Genomic DNA, 15522 nt, shown 5'->3' on the forward strand with positions numbered 1-15522 from the left:
TAATATTTACTCCATCTAATTTTTGCTTGGATTGTGTGCCTATATTGACCGTATTATTGTGATAAATTAGAACAAATGCAACCAAAACCGTTGATTTAAAGCGATTAGCTCAGGATAGCGCGGTGTATAGCAGCAGCGATTTGCGCAACATAAACATTGTCACGTGAAGATAAGGCAGTTGTTTCGCCTTGCGCGGTGACCAATTTTAGGCTATAGCGCGGACGGCGATTTGTAAGGGTTTTGCGTGCAGCAACCAGAAAAGCCAACCCGATTAGCGTTGTCAAAGTAATAAAGATTATTTCGAGAGTTAGGGTAGTCAATGATGTTTTGGTGGAAAAGGTTGCCAGCATAATCGAGAGTGGTACGGCTGCTATCAATAAACAGGTAACTCCTGCAATCAACAATGCCCAACCTTTTTGATGGTCGGGTGGCGCTTCCACCAGCTTTGCTTGCTGGATTCCAGAAACAGCGTAATTGACCCCATCCACCGTTACAAGGCTGGCAGTTACCCGGACTCGTTCATCAAGGTAGAAAGTTGCACTGGACATTTATTTGGAGAGGTCTTGTTTCTGGAATAGACGAGGATCGGTAATTATGCCATTAACCCGCACTTCCCAATGCAGATGTGGTCCGCTACTGCGTCCGGTATTGCCTACCCGTCCTAGTACATCCCCCGGTTTTACCATTTGATCTTTCTGCACGATTATGGCGGACATATGATAGTAGTAGCTGATAATGCCAAGTCCGTGGTCTATTGCAACTGTTCCACCGCGAACCTGTAAATCAGGATTGGTATAGACCACTTTTCCGGCGGCTGGTGCAAAAATCGGAGTACCCAACGATTCGGCGTAATCAATACCGCCATGATAATAGTCAAAATTTGGACTATCATTATAGGCGCGGCGCTGAGCAAATTCGGTAGTAATATTGGCAGGGTTAGCGTTAGGGCTAGGCAAACCCCATAGCCCCGACCATAGTGGTTGTGGCGTGAAAATATTGTTGAGGAACGCTACTTGTTTATCCTCGGCGGCTTCGACTTCTGCATCCAACGTTATACTTTTGTCCGATGGCAAATAGAGCCTTTGCAAAGGGAAATCGTATTTAACCACTGTAATGGGCTGGCTGATGCGTCTGGCACGTCCTGCCAGATCACTAAAATCCAGTGCCATCGTATAAGTTTTTGGGTCAATGCGTGGGTCAACGGGGTAAAAAGCTTTGTACACATCGCTGACATTGGCAAATTTGAGTTCGGTATCGCCCACTTTGCCTTTTACTTCAATAGGAAGCCATTTACCATCGTTGCTCAAACGAATGGAAAGAGTCCGTCCTTGATAGATTTCCGTGTCTGCAATGTTTAAATCAAGGGGTAATTTCAGCGGTTGCGCCCAACCTTTGGCGGTAAACAGCAAATCCCCCGCATTACTCAAGTGAACATTGCCCCCAGAAATGGACTCTAACCTACCCCGCTCGAAATATTGAACGGTCAAACCGGATGTTTCATCGAAAGGCTCACTAATTGGGAAACCCAGCAGCGTTAATCCTTCGTTTTTATCCCAATAGGTTTTGAAGCTACCCGAAAGCGAGTGGGAGGTTTCCTTAAAAAAAACTCGGTTGGTAGCAACGCCAGAATCGGTGATAGGCGCAAAGCTTAACCCTTTTGCCTCTACCAATTGCTTTCCCAGAAACCCTCCTACAACTTCGGGGGAAGCGCTTGTTGCTTGCGGGTTATAATCCAACAGAACGCGCTCGAAATATTGCAGAATCAAGCCGTTTTGGGCAAACTGCTCGCTAATGGGATTACCCAATAAATTACTGCCACCTTTGGTTTGCCAATAGCTCAAAAAAGGCTCCATAAGAAAATGCCCCGTCTCCCCCACATACAGCGTATTATCTGGTAGTGAGGTGGTTGGGGCTGGTAGGCTGGCGGTTTGGGGCGTTTCAGTTTCAGTGCGGGTCAGGTAACGCAACCGAGTGTAACTGGGAGGGCTGCTGGCTGGCGCCGCATACACCCCCGGTGGCGCTTCTTGCGCATAGGCACGGGTTTCAAGACACCCTGCAAGAGTTGAGCCGAGTAACGCAACCAGCATAATAATAGCCATTACGATGGTCATGGTACGTACCAAACGCTTGCTTCCTGCGTTGTAATTAGTGCCACCGCTGCTATATGCGCCACGTTTGCTCTCATATCCGGGCGGTGGACCGGAACCACCTAAAGGTTTGTTGGCGGCTTTACGGCGGCGTTCCTCTTGGCTTGGACCGGAAGAAGAGCGGGTTTTTTTCTTTTTGTTATTTGCTGGCATTTTTGATGTTTTCTAAACCTTATATTGACTAGAATGCGGCTCAATATTAGCCGATTTAGCCTTGCTTGTAAAGCTGCGCTACCTTTATTTCAGGGTTGATACCAATGACGAATTAGTGGACGCGCTTCCTCGCGGGAAAAGTAACCTTGACCTGAAATTTGCCTCACGAGTAATATTACCCGAAACATTTTTTACTAGCATTTCTAGCTAAAAAATCTTGTGGAGGGTAATAAGTGAAATCAACTATGAGTTATGGATCCAAACGTGAACTTCTGGATCGTGTATGATTTTATAATTTCAACACTAGGGAGTGTTCGGAGAAATTCGTAACCACCGCTTCACAAGCCTGGTATTTTCGCTTACTCTTGTCCACAATTGTTATCAACTGTTGTTTGTGGAGGGTAGCAAAGTGCTCGATTGTGAAGAAAAAAGACAGGCAGACCGTGCCAACCTGCGTCTCTTACTCCGCGACCAACCCGACTGGAACCATTCCCAACTGGCTTTCGCCATTAACCGTTCCCTCTCCTGGATCAAAAAATGGTGCAATCGCCTCAAAAAAGCGCCATCGGATGACCCTTCCGTTTTGATCAGCCTTAAACGGGGGCGTAAATCACCCTTTCCCCCGCCAAATCCACTTCTTGTGGAGCGTATCCTCGAGATCAGGGATCATCCGCCTGACAACCTCAAACGTACTCCCGGTCCCAAAGCCATTAGTTATTACCTGGCTAAAGACAAAGTGCTGGCAGAGAATGGCGTAAAACACTTTCCTCTGCCAGCACCATCTGGAAAATCTTGGTTAAATTCTCCAGAATTATCCATTTCACACCCCCACCCCCCAAGCCAGTTGCTCGTCCTGAGCCGCTAGCTGAAATCCAACTCGATTTCAAGGATGCTTCGACTGTGACTATCGGACCAGAAGGGAAAAAGCAACAGCTGGTCGAGGTTTTAAACTTGGTCGATACTGGCACTTCCTTGTTGGTTGCGGCAGCAGCCAGAGAAGATTTTAATGTTCACACCACCCTCGAAACGGTGATCGAAATCCTCAAAGAAACCGGGCTGCCTAAAGGGATAACTTTTGATCGGGACCCTCGTTTCGTGGGCAGTTATAGTGGACTGGAAGTGCCGATAGCACCATTTGACATATAACGCTCCCTTCTTAATCTTTCAAATTTCCCAGATAAGCGGCAAAAGCTTCATGTATTTCCGGTTGAACCAGTACAGCCGTTGTCATTTCAGGTATGCCGTAGCCTGCTTTTTTCAGATCTCCAAGCGCTCCAACCGTTATATATTTATTCGGAATAGAAGTCGAGCCGATACAGACATTAGCAATTTCCTTCTTCAGGTGTTCGGCGGCTTCGGCAGAGCTTTTACGAACATCCTCACTTTTCAAACCATTGATCAACCCGAAAAGGCTTTTAAAAAGTCCTTCCAAGGCTCCGGGTAAGCTATTGTTATCGGCATTAGTTGTACGCTCTTCACCACTATTCTGGTTATTGGTGTAGGATTCATAATATTTTCCACCGGCACCCTGATTGATCTGGCGCGATTGGGTTCCCACCGGGCTGGAATGCCCCCTATATGACCAGACCACATTCTAGCTGCTTTTGAGCCAACCAGTTATGTTCAAATTCTACTGGGGCTAAGTAACCCAAAGACGAATGTAAGCGACCTTCATTATAAATCCGTTCTAGCCAATGTTCCAAACCCACTGCTACCTCTGCCAAATTCTGAAATTCTTCTAAATAGAGTTTCTCATAACTAACCGTCTTGTTAAAGCTCTCCGCCATCCCGTTCTGCTGTGGTCGCCCCGGTTGGCTGTGGCTTACTACCGCCCCGATTGCAGTTAACTGCTCACGATACTCTCGACTGGTGTAGTTCGAGCCCTTGTCGGTGTGATGGATCAAACCTGCTTCTGGTCGCCTCTGCCCTATTGCCATTTGCAAGGTCCGCAGGGTCAACTGAGTATCATTGTGACGGCTCACTGCCCAACCCACCACTTTCCGGCTGAACCCATCCAATAAAGTTGCTAGGTAACCTTCCTCTTTTTTGGTGGCTACGAACAGCACATCCCCTACCCAAGCCCGATTCGGGGCGTTGATCTCCCCAGCTTGTTTAGCCGTCACCAACCGATTTGCCTCTCTGGCAGCTTTAGGATCATTGACACTAATCAGTGGTTTTCTCCTTTTCCACCGTTTCCAGCTTAAACCCCATTTCTTCAGCAAGCGCCTCACTCGCTTGTGGTTGATCTTTTCCCCACCCTTCTGTAAGGCTTTGGTTACGCGCCGATAGCCATAGCCGCTGTAAGTACCTAGTATTTGCTCCACCCGTTGCTTCAGGCTTTCCTCCTCCGGGTTGGCTTTTTCCACCTTATTTTGGCGTTGGTAATACCAAGCCCGATTGACCCTAAACAGGTGACATAATTTCCTCAGAGAATAGCCCAGTCCTTGCTTTTGGCTGAGCCGGTATAACCCACCGATCATTTCACACCGTTGGGCGACGCTGAGGTATTCAGCATCTCCGAGACTTTTTTTAAGATAGAAATTTCAAGAGCCTGCTGACCAGCCAGCCGTTCCAGTTCTGCTACCCGCTGCCTGAGAGCGGTTATCTCCTGCTGCTCAGTGGTAGCAGGGGTAGTACGGGATTGGGTAGCAGTTGTGAAGGCGACTTCTCCCTTTTCCCGGTATAATTTCTTCCAGTTATGGATCAGGCTCTCACTCAGATTATGCTCTCGGCACACTTGGATTACGGTTTTCTCCCCGCTCAGTACTGCTCTCACTATTTTTAGCTTAAACTCGGGATTAAAGCTTCTTCCCTGCATTTTTCCAGTCCTTTCTCAAACTAAGCTCCTTCTATTCTACCCATTTCTTCTTAGTTTGTGGTCTGGTATTCCAGGGTTCACTCCAACGTAACCAGGTGGGAGCGACGAGCGCTACCGCATTGAGGGCAGCCCGCAGCGTTTCAGCGATCCCTTCAGTTCGGTTAAGTTCTCGCACCGCCGCTAAAACGTGAGTGGAATCAGTGCGTTGTTTACCCCCTGGCTTGAGCAAACCCCGTTGTTTGAATTCCTTAAGCATTAACTCGAATAGTTGTTGTTCCGCCTGGCCTGCCAGTAATCTGGTGCGAAACTCGCTAAGTACCGAATAATCGAAACCACAATCGCTTAGTTCCAAACCCAGCGCATATTTCCAATCGATCCTGGCCCGCACCGCGTTAGCAGCTTGACGATCGGTCAGATTTTCGGCGAATTGCAGAATGGTAATTAAGGCCAGACGCCAGGGAGCCAGTGCGTGTTGACCTCGCAAGGGAAACAGGTCTACAAAATCCTGGTCACAATAGAAAGTGCCTAATACATCGCGCATCGTCATGTAAGTATTCCCATTAGGAAAAGCAGAATGCGCTATCAGGCTGGTTTGGGCCGGAATGGGATTGAGGTTTTCAGGTTGTAAGGACATTTCCCACCTCCTTACTTCAAGCTATTTCTATTCATAGGTTTCTTCTATTGTAATACCTGTAAATCGAACTTACTATAAAAATCGCTACAGTTTCAATTCGCCAACAATGTCCACTGTGCCCGCTACCCCACTTTGCTTTTGCCAAAGGGCAAAAATATGGAACAATCTTGCTTGATCTGGAGCGACAGGTAGTAATCGATGTGCTACCAGACCGGAAAGCCAAAACGTTAGCTAGCTGGCTTCAGGAACATCCGGGAATTGAGTTTATTAGCCGTGACCGTAGTAGTGCTTACAGTAAAGCCATTAGGACTGCTGCGCCTGCCGCTGTTCAGATAGCTGACCGTTTCCACCTGAAACAGAATTTACGTACCGCGACCGAAAAGTACCTGCGGCGCAATTACCCAAAAATAAAAGCTATTCTTAAACCACCCGCCGAACCAAAACCAACCAGCGAAGTCAAAAAGGCGGAAGAAATTAAAGTGGGCAAACCGCTTACTCCCGCTCAGATACGAAAGTCCCGTCTGGAACTGGCTGGAATGCCGCCTACACCACCGGCTTTACCGGTCAGGGAACAGAAAAAAGAGGCTACGCAAGCGGCTCGAATGGAACTTTACCAGCAAATCCGTACCCTGCACCGGCAAGGCTTTAAGCAGTATCAAATTACCCACGAGCTTGATATTGACGCTGGAACCGTCAGTCAGTATCTTAAAAATGCGCCCCAGCCACGAGTGTACAGTCCTGGAGCTAGTAAACTTGACCCTTACAAAGCTTATCTTAAACAACGCTTTTTTGTAGAAGGCTGTCGTAATGCGGTACAACTAGGAGGGGAGATTAGAACACAAGGTTATAGTGGCGGTAATTCAATTGTCACCCAGTACGTCGCCAGCCTGAGAGCAGAATTAGCTAATCATTCGCCAACTGAATCCTCGATCAAATCGCTGGCTGAATTTAAGCTTAACCAATCTAAAAGCAAAGTAGCCACACCACGGCAAATTAGCTGGTGGCTGTGTTTACCAGGGGAGCGGTTAAAGCCGTGGGAGCAAGCGCAGCTACAGCTACTGTGTGAGGCCGATGCAGAAATAGCGCGTGCCTATGGCTTAAGCCAGCAGTTTAGCGAGTTGATAGGTTCAAAAAATGCGGATAGTTTGGTTTTATGGTTGTGGGCGGTGGAGGAAGAGCCGATAAGTGAATATGCCAGTTTAGGATGGGGTATTGCAAGTGACCGGGCAGCGGTAGAAGCTGGGATTAGTTTGAGATGGAATCAAGGGCAGACAGAAGGTGGTCAGGTTAACCGACTTAAGACTATCAAACGTCAGATGTACAATCGCGCTAAATTTGATTTGCTAAGAGCAAGAGTACTGTATGCTGCTTAGCACGATATTTTGTTCTTATTCTGGTCTTACCACATAAAGTGAGGATGAACCACTTCTTCCCGTTTCCGGTAAGTGACCCCTATACCCCAAAACGCATAACCCCTGCTTTCGAGATAGCAAGCCCTTGTCTCATCAAAAAAGATTGGATAAACTGTTAGAAACAACACACACAACTAGTCAGACGGTTACTACCAGTCTTGTCAGTTAAATCGCTACTGTCCGAGCTAGTTCTGTCTATTACAGAAAAACTAACAAAGTTTGAAAGTACGGAATAATGCAACGTTATTTGCTGGCTGCGTTGGTAGTAATCTTAACCGGACTTTTGATTGCCGCTTGTGGAGATACTACCAGCCCGGTTAATCCCACCCCGACAATCACACCCGTTCCTGCCACCACCAAGGCGGTGCAAGTATCGCCCACCGCGCCGCCGCTTGTTATTGCGCCTGTAACCACTCCTACAGGGTCGCAACAGCCTGCCAAAACCACCGTACAGCCTGTTGCGACCACCATAAATACAAGCAGCCCCAGAACCATTTTTTATTACAAGGATGAAGCCTTGTGGTATTCCGGCGCAACCCCCAAAAAACTCACCGATAATGTTTTCAGCTACGTACTTACTTCAGATGGGAAAGCGGTTTTCCTTCAGAAGGTAAATAAAACGCTGCAACTAAAAATGGCGCAGATTAAGGATAACCACCCTCTAATAACCACGCTGGACGATCGCGCTTTTGCAGAACGAGCTATGCCAAACACCGGTAGCAATCCTGATAATAACTATGGAGTGGAAAGCAGAGCAATAAGCGGTTTGGGAATTTCTCCCGACCAAACGCAAGTTGCCTACGCCCGTGCAAACCAATCGGGGGTTACTTTTGAGGGTTTGCTAGGAAAAGTATATCCTACCGAAATTTGGGTAGCGAACCTTGACCCTGCCAATCCTGCCCCCCGTAAATTAGTAGCCAATGATAAAGATTATGCTGCCCGCCCGGTGTGGAGTAGCGATGGAAATAGAATTGCCTTTATCAGAACAACTTTTTTTGGGACGGGCGCTGGCTATGAAACTGCCTTCTGGTCAGTTTATAAGGATGGTACGCGCCTTTCCTTCCTGACCGGACCTGAGCTTGGCACAGTAAACGGTACTAAATATACTGCGCTACCTGCCTATAATATAAGATGGATTAGCCCCCTTGAGCTTTCATTCCAAGCTGCAAACCAGACCGCTAAAACCAGCCTTTGGGTGCATGACATCACCAGCAATTCGGATTTTCCTCGCTCGGTTGCGCTCGACCTTAGTTGGGAACGCGCTTATTACTGTGAGCAGGTGCGGCGGTTTGTCTATATAAATGATATTAATTTCAAACCGCTTGGTATTTTTACGGCAAACGCGGACAAAACCGAAACGCCAGTCGCGCTCGACCCAACCGCCACTGCTCTACTAGGTTGCTACGGCGACAATGTTTTATACAAAGACGCTAACAACCAGCTATATCTGCAAAGTATAAAAGCAAATGGAAGCAGTACCACCCCCAAAAGAAGAATAGGCAACCCCGTTTCCGATAACGCTGTAGCCGTGTTCTCGCCCGATGGCAACTATATCGCCATTTTTTCCAATACCAGCACCCCCGCGATGACCATCTTTCGCGCCAACGGTTCGCAAGTTAATATCAAAGGCACTGCCCCACGCTTCAAAAGTTTCTCCAGCATAGGATGGAGTGATAATCAGATGGCGGTACTGATTGGGGGGAGTGATTCCGCGCAGGGAATCGGAGTCGATTTGGCAAGCAATGAGCCGGAGTTCAGGATTATAGACGATAATATTCAAGAGGCATTATTGCTGGTGTCTGAGCCCAATACGAGATAGGGGTACAGGGACCGATGGGGTAAAAAGTCAAGAGTAAACGGCTCAACTTTTAAATGTTTTGAAATCTTTACCGCCGCGAGAACTCGGCCGCTTGCGGTCGAGCGAATAAGGCGTCGGGCGGGCCTTTGGACCGCCCGTTAATAAAAGGCAATTCTAAGCTAACAACCTTTTTGTTAACGAGCCTGCGGTTGTACTTGGCCGAATCTAAACATTGGTGCAACCAGGGGAAAAGTAGTAAACGTTTGTTCTAAAAAATAAAAAGTACTGAAACAGAACTTTTTTGCTAAAAAATACCAGAAACAGAATGCCGTATTTGTTTTTGGCAACGGCATTTGACCCTTTTTGCCTGCTTTTTAGATATCCGGACATTTTCCTCCCTTGTGATTTGAACCTGAGAAAAGGGCTTGCTATACTAGACCGAAATGTCGCGTGCCATAACCTCCCGAAGTAGGCACTTCATACTCTACTTTTAATACTTATGACAGGAAATATTAAAACAAACTATTACTTTGCACTTCCTCGTAGCACTGCTCAGGTTAGGCCATGTCGGGACACACTTCCCGACTCTTTTTAATTTAAAATTTTTAAGAATTTTTCCACCGGTTTTTTTACCTGTCTGGTTTAAATTAGTTTCATGTAACTTCATAAGGTTAATCTTGTATGTTTAGTCTAATTCAGCAAAGGTAATAATTAGCGTGTATGTAGCAGGAGGATTAATACTATGAGTTTTATTCCAGATTCTACAAAGCTGAAAAAGGTAAGACAGCAAGAACCTCCTGAAAATCACGAAATGTCTGCTGAAAAACAGCTCGACCAATTTGCTACTACCGAAACTACACTGCCTGCTTTTCAAAAAAGAGGACCGATTAATCCTCAAAACCTTGGCACTGCCCATATAATAAACCTCCAAAAAACCATCGGTAACAAAGCAGTGACACGCATGTTGGAGACCAGAAAAACGGCTGAGCCTGGACTGGTAAGCTCTACCTCCATTCAGCGTATGGGATTGTTGGAATGGATTAGGGCTAAAAAACGCGGCTCAACTGCAGCAGCAGCGGCAGCGGCGGCAACAACGCAGTTGGAATCAACACCTCCGATTTATTCAGGCGCTTCTTCGACCACCGAGGAAATGGGACCACCAGATTTCTCGCTAGCCCCTTTGTCGCTAGCCCATAGTGCGTTGGTTGGACCACCGCCTGGCGACCCACCAGCAGAGTTGGCGGCAGCACCGCAGTTGGGATCGATACCTCCGATCTACTCAGGTATGACCGAGGAAATGGGACCACCAGATTTTTCGCTAGCCCCTTTGTCGCTAGCCCATAGTGTGTTGGTTGGACCACCACCTGGAGACCCACCAGCAGAGTTGGCGGCAGCACCGCAGTTGGGATCGATACCTCCGATCTACTCAGGTATGACCGAGGAAATGGGACCACCAGATTTTTCGCTAGCCCCTTTGTCGCTAGCCCATAGTGTGTTGGTTGGACCACCACCGGGGAATCGCGCCAGAGCAGACGCACGAGCCCGGCACATGCCGCCCATCGCACCGCTGGAATCGATACCTCCGATTTATTCAGGCACTTCTTTATCAACCGAGGAGATGACACCACCACCAGCCTTCTCAATAGCTCCTGGGGCGCTGGACGAGGAGCACCCCTAACTGCAACCATTAGTTATACGCCGGTTGAGCAGTAACGGAACGAAAACCTACGCTAAGACAAATTTGCTCGGTTTTATACTCTTTTCTTGTGCATTTTGCATTATTTTGGTACAAGTTGCACTTCGCCGGGTTTAATGAAGGTGTAATAGGAGAAACCAGGACAAATGTGCCTTAGCGTACGTTTTCAGACCTATACTGACCCGAACTTATATTGGATTACTGAGTTTAGGAAAGTCTAATTTACCCGGCACTTTTAATTGAGGTGAGAACTGGATTGCCCCGTAGGGGAGAAGCTTAGGACTTATAGGCAGACACACAGAAGGGAAAGAGAATATGGTTCGGGTAATACCAAAACAAAGACGTTTAGCGGTGACGTTAGCGGGTATCGCTCTGCTATTGGCAATTTTTATCAGCCCGCCTCCGGCGCAAGCGGCGGTACAAACCTGCGACCTAACGGGACTGAAAGCTGCCGTTCTCGCAGGCGGTTCGCAAGACCTTGCCTGCTCCGCCGATACCACCATCACCCTAGATGCGCCGTGGAATGGGACTATTGCCACAAACCTGACCCTCACCAACACCGGCGCGGGCAAGCTGACTATCAGCGGGAATAACCTATATCAGATTTTCAACGTCAACTCCGGCAAAAGCCTATCCCTGACCAATCTCAACCTGACCGGAGGCAAGGGTAGCGACGGCGGGGCTATTTATAACTATGGCAATGTGACGATAAGCAATTCCACCCTCTCCGGCAATTCCGCTACCAGCGGCTACGGCGGAGCTATTGAGAACCTTGGCAATATGACGATAAGCAATTCCACCCTCTCCGGCAATTCCGCTACCAGCGGCTACGGCGGAGCTATTGAGAACCTTGGCAATATGACGATAAGCAATTCCACCCTCTCCGGCAATTCCGCTACCGGTGGCGGCGCTATTGAAAACTACAACAACGGCAGTGTGACGATAAGCAATTCCACCCTCTACAGCAATTCCGCTAGCCAATACGGTGGTGGCGCTATTGTGAACTGGAGCGGCACGGTCACGCTAACCAATTCCAGCCTCTACAGCAATTCCGCTACCATAGTAGGCGGGGCTATTTATAACACCAGCGGCGGCACGGTCAATTTGCAGAACAGCTTATTGCAGGGCAGCAATATCTGCTACAACACCACAGGAAGCAGCATCACCGATAAGGGCTATAACCTTGAGGCAGAGGCAGCGGGTAACTATAGCTGCGGGTTCAGCGGTACTAAGGGTAGCATTAAAACCACCGATGCGAAACTAGGTACTCCCGGAAATAACGGCGGGGCAACTAATACCATTGCGCTACTGTCCGGCAGCCCGGCGATAGACGCGATTCCGGCAGCTTCTTGCGTAGTTACCGCTGACCAGCGCGGGGTTAACCGTCCGCAGGGTACTGTTGGATGTGACATCGGGGCTTACGAAACCACCACCGGCTATGCCACCAAACTTGCCTTCACCACCCAACCGAGCGGCGCAGTGGCAGGTTCAGCCTTCACCGGGCAACCGGCAGTGACAGTGCAAGATGCGAACGGCAACACCGTTACGAGCTTTAGCGGCGCAGTGACCGTTGCTATCAAGGGCGGTACTGGCACAACAGGCGCAACCCTTAGCGGTACACTCACAGTCAATGCGGTTAACGGCGTGGCAACCTTCTCCGGCTTGAGCCTTGACAAGAGCGGCACGAGCTACATGCTGACCGCAACTAGCGGCACTTTGACCTCAGCCGATACTAGCGGCTTTGCTGTAGCAAGTACGTGCAGCTTGGCTGCGCTAAAAATTATCGTTAGCACAGGCGGCACGCTCGACTTCAATTGCGCCGCCGATACCACCATCACCCTAGATGCGACGTGGAATGGGACTATTGCCACAGACCTAACCCTCACCAACACGGGGGCAGGCAAGCTGACTATCAGCGGGGCAAACACCTACCAGATTTTCTCCGTCAACCTCGGCAAAAGCCTATCCCTGACCAATCTCAACCTGACCGGAGGCACTGCTACCTACGGCGGGGCTATTTATAACGCCGGCGGCACAAGTAGTGTGACGATAACCAATTCCACCCTCTCCGGCAGTTCCGCCACAACCACCGGCGGGGCTATTTATAACAATGGCGGCACGGTGACGATAACCAATTCCACTCTCTACAGCAATTCCGCTAAAGGCGGCGGGGCTATTGAGAACCCCTTTGGCATGGTGACAATAACCAATTCCACTCTCTACAGCAATTCCGCTACCAATGGCGGGGCTATTTATAACAACGGCACGGTCACGCTAACCAATTCCACTCTCTACAGCAATTCCGCTACCCTAGACGGCGGGGCTATTGATAACACTGGCGGCACGGTGACGCTAACCAATTCCACTCTCTACAGCAATTCTGCTAACTACGGCGGGGCTATTTATAACTTCGCCGGTACGGCTAATTTTCAGAACAGCTTGTTGCAGGGCAGTAGTATCTGTGCTGGCGGCGACTTCACCGATAAGGGCTATAACCTTGTGGCTACAACGAGTATCTATAACTGCCAGTTCAGCGGCACCAGCAAAACCACCACCGATGCGATACTGGGTACTCCCGGAAATAACGGTGGGGTAACCAATACCATTGCGCTGTTGTCCGGCAGCCCGGCTATAGACGCGATTCCGGCGGCTTCTTGCGTAGTTACCGCTGACCAGCGCGGGGTTAACCGTCCGCAGGGTACGGGGTGCGACATTGGCGCATTTGAGACTCAAGTAGCCACCAAGTTGGCGATATCCACTCCGAGCGGGGCAGTGGCGGGTTCAGCTTTCACTACCCAACCCGTGATAACAGTCCAAGACATATATAGCAACACCGCTACCAGCTTTAGCGGCACAGTGACCGTTGCTATCAAAAGTGGCACTGGCACAACAGGCGCTACTCTCGGTGGTACTACTACCGTTAGCGCGGTTAACGGCGTGGCGACCTTCTCCGGCTTGAGCATTGACAAGAGCGGCACGGGCTATGTGCTGACCGCGACCAGCGGCACTTTGACCTCTGCCGATACCAGCGGCTTCACGATAACAGCCGGAGCAGCCACCAAGTTGGCGGTAACTACTCCGAGCGGGGCAGTGGCAGGTTCACCCTTCACTACCCAACCCGTCGTAACAGTCCAAGATGTATATAGCAACACCGCTACCAGCTTTAGCGGCGCAGTGACCGTTACTATCAAGAGCGGTACTGGCACAACAGGCGCAACCCTTAGCGGTACTACTACGGTTAGCACGGTTAACGGCGTGGCAACCTTCTCCGGTTTGAGCATTGACAAGAGCGGGACGGGCTACGTACTGACCGCAACTAGCGGCAACTTATCCATCGATACTGCCAACTTTAACGTAGAACCCGGTACCTCTTCTCAGTTGGTGATAACCACCCAACCGAGCGGCGCAGTAGCGGGGGCAGCCTTCACTACCACAGTGACGGCACACGACACGAACGGCAACACCGCTACGAACTTTAGCGGCACAGTGACCGTTGCTATCAAAAGTGGCACTGGCACACCAGGCGCTACTCTCGGTGGTACGGCTACCATTAGCGCGGTTAACGGCGTGGCAACCTTCTCCGATTTGAGCCTTGACAAGAGCGGCACGGGCTATGTGCTGACCGCCAGCGCCACAGGCTTAACCTCAGCCAATACTAACAGCTTCGATATAACAACCGGAACAGCCGCCAAGTTGGTGATAACCACCCAACCGAGTGGCGCAGTGGCAAGTTCAGCTTTCACCACCCAACCCGTGGTAACAGCCCAAGATGCGAACGGCAACACCGCTACCAGCTTTAACCGTGCGGTGACCGTTGCCATCAAGAGCGGCGCAGGCACAACAGGTGCACTGCTAAGCGGCACACTTACCGTCAATGCCATTAACGGCGTGGCAACCTTCTCCAACCTGAAGATTAACAAGAGCGGGAGAGGTTATGTGCTGGTTTTCAACGCCACCGGCTTAACTTCAGCCCAAAGTAACCCCTTCAATGTTGTTATCATCGGACAGCCTTCCGACCTGATACCCCAACTCCGGGTTAGCCCCTCTCCGGTGGTAGCGATTAGCCCTGAGAACCTTGTTTCCTTCAGCTTCAAGGTGAAGAATATCGGGGTAGGCAGCACGAGCTACGTTCGACTGGAAATACCGATACCGCAAGGGCTAGAGGTAGGTTATCTGAAGAACACAAGCTCAGGCGTGTGGGTTACCCAAGTGACCACCACCACCGTGACAATTGCCTTGCCGAGCCTTGGACAGGATCAGGAAGTGCACGGGACTTTGCTATTCCGCCCCAACGCCAACGCGGTAATCGGTACTGAGATCGAGGCGCGTTACAAAGTGGTGTTTGACGATGAAGTGGGATGCGGCAAGAGCTTGAACAGCAACACCCAACGCTTTGTATTCGGCGAAACGAACAGCAGCGAGGATGGCGCAATTCAGCGCGGCGCAGCAATAAGCGCAACTGTCGGCGAGAAGGTCAGCCTTGTGCAGAAGGGCTACCTAGCCAACGAGATTGTATCGCTATGGTACACGAAACCGGACGGCACAAGCGTGAGTTTGGGAGAGCAACGCGCCAACGCCAACGGTGAAATTACCATCTTGCTGAACACCGCCGGATTTGCGCCGGGCGATTATGCGGTCGTGGGCTACGGCAACCGCTCAGAAGTTACCCAAGTGAACATTCTGACCGTAGTCGCGGCGAGCTAGTTTAATAGAAGCAAATGCCTTCCTTTTCCTTGCTTGGAAGGGGTCGGTTTTTGTTTGAGTTGCGATATGGGGTAGCGGGCACAGTGGAACAATTTTGTACGGTTTGCGTTTTTTTCTGGCTAAACTTGTTATTAGTAGTTAAAAACCGCCAATTTGGGAG

11 protein-coding genes and 1 pseudogene are annotated in these 15522 nt (G+C 49.6%); 6 read left to right on the forward strand and 6 right to left on the reverse strand.

The features are described from left to right. Positions 1 to 104 precede the first annotated feature (104 nt). Positions 105 to 548 carry a DUF6232 family protein gene (locus OZ401_RS13085; protein WP_341470924.1) on the reverse strand — a complete coding sequence of 148 codons (444 nt, stop codon included), beginning with the start codon at positions 546 to 548 and terminating at the stop codon, positions 105 to 107. Further along, on the reverse strand, positions 549 to 2300 hold the full coding sequence (locus OZ401_RS13090; RefSeq protein ID WP_341470925.1) for a M23 family metallopeptidase: 1752 nt from the start codon (positions 2298 to 2300) through the stop codon (positions 549 to 551). A gap of 409 nt (positions 2301 to 2709) precedes the next feature. Here OZ401_RS13090 and OZ401_RS13095 point away from each other — a divergent pair, with 409 nt between their 5' ends. Next, entirely contained in the window at positions 2710 to 3165 is a 456-nt protein-coding gene (locus tag OZ401_RS13095) for a hypothetical protein (RefSeq protein WP_341470926.1), read from the forward strand. Positions 3166 to 3200: 35 nt separating this feature from the next. Then, positions 3201 to 3446, forward strand: a complete 246-nt coding sequence (locus OZ401_RS13100) for a hypothetical protein (RefSeq protein ID WP_341470927.1) — start codon at positions 3201 to 3203, stop codon at positions 3444 to 3446. A gap of 10 nt (positions 3447 to 3456) precedes the next feature. Here OZ401_RS13100 and OZ401_RS13105 read toward each other — a convergent pair whose 3' ends face one another. From OZ401_RS13105 to OZ401_RS13120, 4 genes and pseudogenes are all read right to left on the reverse strand, one after another. Continuing rightward, positions 3457 to 3858 (reverse strand): hypothetical protein, encoded by a 402-nt coding sequence (locus OZ401_RS13105; RefSeq protein ID WP_341470928.1) that lies wholly within the window; start codon positions 3856 to 3858, stop codon positions 3457 to 3459. 16 nt (positions 3859 to 3874) lie between these two features. Next, positions 3875 to 4780 (reverse strand): IS3 family transposase, encoded by a 906-nt coding sequence (locus OZ401_RS13110; RefSeq protein WP_341469226.1) that lies wholly within the window; start codon positions 4778 to 4780, stop codon positions 3875 to 3877. Continuing rightward, the gene (locus tag OZ401_RS13115) at positions 4777 to 5118 is read right to left on the reverse strand and encodes a transposase (protein ID WP_341469227.1); all 342 of its coding nucleotides are present in this window, start codon (positions 5116 to 5118) and stop codon (positions 4777 to 4779) included. Before OZ401_RS13115 ends, OZ401_RS13110 begins: the two co-directional genes overlap by 4 nt. Before the next feature lie 61 nt (positions 5119 to 5179). Then, positions 5180 to 5752, reverse strand: a pseudogene (locus OZ401_RS13120) (transposase); the annotation flags it as partial. 113 nt (positions 5753 to 5865) lie between these two features. Here OZ401_RS13120 and OZ401_RS13125 point away from each other — a divergent pair. The 4 genes from OZ401_RS13125 (at position 5866) to OZ401_RS13140 (ending at position 15362) form a co-directional block, all read left to right on the forward strand. Next, positions 5866 to 7125 (forward strand): ISL3 family transposase, encoded by a 1260-nt coding sequence (locus OZ401_RS13125; protein WP_341471852.1) that lies wholly within the window; start codon positions 5866 to 5868, stop codon positions 7123 to 7125. Positions 7126 to 7399: 274 nt separating this feature from the next. Continuing rightward, positions 7400 to 8983, forward strand: coding sequence for a TolB-like translocation protein (locus OZ401_RS13130; RefSeq protein WP_341470929.1), 1584 nt, complete (start codon positions 7400 to 7402; stop codon positions 8981 to 8983). A gap of 721 nt (positions 8984 to 9704) precedes the next feature. Next, on the forward strand, positions 9705 to 10640 hold the full coding sequence (locus OZ401_RS13135; RefSeq protein WP_341470930.1) for a hypothetical protein: 936 nt from the start codon (positions 9705 to 9707) through the stop codon (positions 10638 to 10640). A 333-nt stretch (positions 10641 to 10973) separates the two neighbouring features. Further along, a complete protein-coding gene (locus OZ401_RS13140; protein WP_341470931.1) occupies positions 10974 to 15362 on the forward strand; it encodes a beta strand repeat-containing protein in 4389 nt (1462 codons plus the stop codon). Positions 15363 to 15522: the final 160 nt, after the last annotated feature.

Source organism: Candidatus Chlorohelix allophototropha (genome assembly GCF_030389965.1).
In the GTDB taxonomy this organism is placed as follows: domain Bacteria; phylum Chloroflexota; class Chloroflexia; order Chloroheliales; family Chloroheliaceae; genus Chlorohelix; species Chlorohelix allophototropha.

What these genes read in the sequence shown, in the direction of transcription:
- OZ401_RS13115 (WP_341469227.1), bottom strand. Translation starts at nt 5,118, where the DNA reads ATGCAGGGAAGAAGCTTTAATCCCGAGTTTAAGCTAAAAATAGTGAGA.
- OZ401_RS13140 (WP_341470931.1), top strand. Translation starts at nt 10,974, where the DNA reads ATGGTTCGGGTAATACCAAAACAAAGACGTTTAGCGGTGACGTTAGCG.
- OZ401_RS13090 (WP_341470925.1), bottom strand. Translation starts at nt 2,300, where the DNA reads ATGCCAGCAAATAACAAAAAGAAAAAAACCCGCTCTTCTTCCGGTCCA.
- OZ401_RS13110 (WP_341469226.1), bottom strand. Translation starts at nt 4,780, where the DNA reads ATGATCGGTGGGTTATACCGGCTCAGCCAAAAGCAAGGACTGGGCTAT.
- OZ401_RS13130 (WP_341470929.1), top strand. Translation starts at nt 7,400, where the DNA reads ATGCAACGTTATTTGCTGGCTGCGTTGGTAGTAATCTTAACCGGACTT.
- OZ401_RS13085 (WP_341470924.1), bottom strand. Translation starts at nt 548, where the DNA reads ATGTCCAGTGCAACTTTCTACCTTGATGAACGAGTCCGGGTAACTGCC.
- OZ401_RS13135 (WP_341470930.1), top strand. Translation starts at nt 9,705, where the DNA reads ATGAGTTTTATTCCAGATTCTACAAAGCTGAAAAAGGTAAGACAGCAA.